Below are 4,101 nucleotides of genomic sequence, written 5' to 3'. Positions count from 1 at the left end.
GCCGAGGCCGACCCCGACGCGACCGCGCTGGGTGCGCGAGCCCCGGTGTCCTACCGTGGCGAGACCGCCCGCGCGGTCGCCGACATCAAGGCCTGGCTGGCCGACGGCTGGTCGGTGGTCCTGGTCGCGGCCGGCCACGGCACCGCGCAGCGCACCGTCGAGGTGCTCGCCGCGGAGTCCCTGCCGGTGCGTCTGGTGGACGAGATCGCCGGGTCCCCCGAGCCGGGGATGGTGCTGGTCACTTGCGCCGAACTCGCGACCGGCTTCCTCGACGAGGCGCGCAAGCTCGCCGTGCTCACCGAGACCGACCTGACCAGCCGGGCCGGGGTGTCCACCAAGGACATGCGCGGCCGGATGCCGAGCAAGCGGCGCAGCATGGTCGACCCGCTGCAGTTGCGGCCGGGCGATTTCGTCGTGCACTCCCAGCACGGCGTCGGCAAGTACGTCGAGATGGTGCAGCGCACCGTCGGTGGCGCCACCCGCGAGTATCTGGTCATCGAGTACGCCGCGTCCAAGCGCGGCCAGCCCGGCGACCGGCTCTACGTCCCCTCCGACGCGCTGGAGTCGGTCACCCGCTACGTCGGCGGCGAGGCCCCGGCGCTGCACCGCCTCGGCGGCGCGGATTGGCAGAAGGCCAAGGGCCGGGCCCGCAAGGCGGTCAAGGAGATCGCCGGCGAGCTGATCCGGCTCTACGCCGCCCGGATCTCCGCGCCTGGGCACGCCTTCGGGCCGGACACCCCGTGGCAGCGCGAACTCGAGGACGCGTTCCCTTACGTCGAGACCCCGGACCAGCTCGGGGCCATCGACGAGGTCAAGGCCGACATGGAGAAGCCGTACCCGATGGACCGGGTGATCTGCGGCGACGTCGGCTACGGCAAGACCGAGATCGCGGTGCGCGCGGCGTTCAAGGCGGTGCAGGACGGGATGCAGGTCGCGGTGCTGGTGCCGACCACGCTGCTCGCGCAGCAGCACTTCGCGACCTTCTCCGACCGGTACGCGCCGTTCCCGGTGAAGGTGAGCAACCTGTCCCGATTCAACACGCCGGCCGAGACTACGGCGGTCGTCGAGGGACTGGCCGACGGCAGCGTCGACGTCGTCATCGGAACCCACCGTCTGCTCTCCCAGACGACTCATTTCAAGAACCTCGGCCTGATCATCGTCGACGAGGAGCAGCGCTTCGGCGTCGAGCACAAGGAGCAGCTGAAGAAGCTGCGCACCCATGTCGACGTGCTGACCATGTCGGCAACCCCGATCCCGCGGACCCTGGAGATGTCCATCACCGGCATCCGGGAGATGTCGACCATCCAGACCCCGCCGGAGGAGCGTCACCCGGTCCTGACCTTCGTCGGGCCCTACCAGGACAAGCAGATCCAGGCCGCCATCCGCCGCGAGCTTCTGAGGGAGGGTCAGGTATTCTACGTGCACAACCGGGTGGAGTCGATCGAGCGCGCAGCCAAGCGGCTCTCCGAGCTGGTGCCCGAGGCCCGGATCGCCACCGGGCACGGGCAGATGAACGAGCACACCCTCGAGCAGGTCATCGTCGACTTCTGGGAGAAGCGCTTCGATGTCCTGGTCTGCACCACGATCGTCGAGACCGGCCTGGACATCTCCAATGCCAACACGTTGATCGTGGAACGCGCGGACGTGATGGGGCTGGCGCAGCTGCACCAGCTGCGCGGCCGCGTGGGGAGATCGCGCGAACGTGGTTATTCCTACTTCCTCTACCCGCCGGAGAAGCCGCTGACCGAGACCGCGCACGAGCGGCTCGCGACCATCGCCCAGCACACCGAACTCGGCGCCGGCATGTACGTGGCGATGAAGGACCTGGAGATCCGCGGCGCGGGCAACCTGCTCGGCGGTGAGCAGTCCGGGCACATCGAGGGCGTCGGGTTCGACCTGTACGTGCGGATGGTCGGCGAGGCGGTCGCGGAGTACAAGGCGCTCGGGTCCGGCAAGGAGCCGCCGCCCGCCGAGGTCCGCGTCGAGATCCCGGTCGACGCCCACATCCCGCACGGCTACATCCCCGGTGAGCGGCTGCGCCTCGAGACCTACCGGCGCATCGCCGACGTCGGCTCCATCTCCGGTCGGGACCCGGAGGCCGACATCGCCGCGGTCCGCGAGGAGCTCGCCGACCGCTACGGCCCGGTGCCGGACGAGGTGGAGAACCTGCTCGCCGTCGCCCGGTTCCGCGCGCACGTCCGCGCGGCCGGGATCGAGGAGGTCACGGTGGCCGGGCCGCACGTCCGGTTCGGTGGGGTGACCCTGCGCGACTCGCAGCAGCTGCGCCTGGCGCGGCTCTACCCGAAGTCGTTGGTCAAGCCCACGGTGAATACGATCCTGGTGCCGCGTCCGACCACCGCCCAGCTGAGCGAGGCCGCCAGGTCGAGCTCAGCGAGCAAGCACAGTGGTGGTACCCGTGGTAACCCGATCGTGGGCCTTGAGCTGCTGGACTGGGCACGCCAGGTCGTCGACACGATCCTGTCCGACGTTCCGACGGCCTCCGCCGCCGGCAAGCCGTAGGGAGAACGCGCGTGAAGCGTCCGATGTCCAAGGGCGTCGCGCTCGTGCTCGCCGCCGTCGTCGGGTCCGGCCTGGCCGGCTGCGAGCAGAACCGGCTCGGTGCCGCCGCGGTCGTCGAGGACCACCGGATCACGGTCACCGAGGTCCAGGGCTACCTCGACCTGGTGCGCGAGCAACGGGCGCAGTTCGGCCTGCCGACCGACCTCGGCCCGGACGCGGCCCGCCTGGAGGTGGAGCGCCGGGTGCTGGACCTGGTCTTCGACAAGGCGGCTTCCGACCTGGGTCTCGTGGTGACCCCGGCCGACGCGCAGGCGACCCGCGACGCCGACGAGCGCAGCGCGGAGGAGATCGCCAACCTGGCCGCGCAGAACAACGTCACCCTGGCCTCCCTCGACGAGCTCTTCCGCCGGTTCACCATCGAGCGGAAGATCAGCGAGTCGATCAAGGCGGAGTTCCCGGCCGCCGACGACACGCAGCTGCAGGCGGTGTTCTCCGACCGCCTGGTGGCGACCGCCCAGTCGATGGACATCACGATCAACCCGCGTTACGGCTCCTTCGACTCGATGAGCGGCCAGATCCAGCCGACCCAGTTCGACTTCCTGCGGGCTCCGGCCGGTGGCAAGGGCGAGCCGGCGCAGACAGCGGAGTGAGCCACGAGGGCAGCCCCGGCGCTGCGCTGCTGGAACTGGTCGCGGTGATGGACCGGCTGCGCTCGCCCGGGGGCTGCCCCTGGGACGCCGAGCAGACCCACACCTCGCTGCTGAAGTACCTGATCGAGGAGACCTACGAGACCGTCGAGGCGGTCGAGTCCGGGGACCGGGCGCACCTGCGCGAGGAGCTCGGCGACCTGCTGTTGCAGGTGATGTTCCACTCCCGGATCGCTCACGAGCATCTCACCGACCCGTTCGACATCGACGATGTCGCGGCCGGGATCTCGGCCAAGCTGATCCACCGTCACCCGCACGTCTTCGGTGATTCCACGGCCACCACCGTGGCTGAGGTCGAGGCGAACTGGGAGACGTTGAAGGCGGCCGAGAAGGGCCGGTCCTCGGCGATGGACGGGGTGCCGCTGGCCCAGCCCGCCCTGGCCCTGGCCGACAAACTGCTGTCCCGGGCCTCGAAGTCACCGCTCGAGGTGCCTGTCGAGGCCGTCGACGTGCCCGCCGGCGTGGAGATCGGCGACCTGCTGTTCGGCGTCGTCGTGGCGGCCCGGGCCCGCGGCCTGGACGCCGAGGCTGAGCTGCGCGCGGCCTGCCGCCGCTTCACCGAGACCGTCCGGGACCTGGAGCAGGAAGCGAGCTCATGACCACGGAGTTTCGCGAACTGGCCGCCGCGATCCTCGACGAGCAGCTGAGGATGGACCCGGTCGGTGCGACCTCCCTCGGCGACCACCGCTTCGACGACCGGCTGCCGGCCTCCGGGCCGGACGCCCGGGCCGCGGATCTCGCCACCCACCGGGCGGGGCTGGCTGCGCTGGCGGCCCTGCCGCCGGCGGCCGACGCCGCCGAACAGGTCGACCGCGAGATCCTCGCCCACCAGGTGCGCCGCGCGGTCTTCGAGCTCACCGAGCTGTGCCAACAC

The 4,101-nt window shown here is 70.8% G+C and carries 3 protein-coding genes and 1 pseudogene; all 4 read left to right on the top strand.

The window, feature by feature from the left end; all coding sequences use genetic code 11:
- Window positions 1-2,520, top strand: a 2,520-nt coding sequence (gene mfd, locus H0X00_RS22205) for a transcription-repair coupling factor (protein WP_293774935.1), incomplete at its 5' end; no start/stop codon positions are given.
- Between the two features lie 11 nt (window positions 2,521-2,531).
- Window positions 2,532-3,170 (top strand): hypothetical protein, encoded by a 639-nt coding sequence (locus H0X00_RS22200; RefSeq protein ID WP_293774934.1) that lies wholly within the window; start codon window positions 2,532-2,534, stop codon window positions 3,168-3,170.
- Window positions 3,167-3,826 carry a MazG family protein gene (locus H0X00_RS22195; RefSeq protein ID WP_293774933.1) on the top strand — a complete coding sequence of 220 codons (660 nt, stop codon included), beginning with the start codon at window positions 3,167-3,169 and terminating at the stop codon, window positions 3,824-3,826. Before H0X00_RS22200 ends, H0X00_RS22195 begins: the two co-directional genes overlap by 4 nt.
- Window positions 3,823-4,101 (top strand): annotated as a pseudogene (locus tag H0X00_RS22190) (DUF885 domain-containing protein); the annotation flags it as partial. The gene H0X00_RS22195 and the pseudogene H0X00_RS22190, both read left to right, overlap by 4 nt.

Source organism: Sporichthya sp., assembly GCF_013815995.1.
GTDB lineage: Bacteria > Actinomycetota > Actinomycetes > Sporichthyales > Sporichthyaceae > Sporichthya.
The sequence above is the reverse complement of the archived record's forward strand: the minus strand, read 5'-3'. Positions and strand labels throughout refer to the sequence as shown.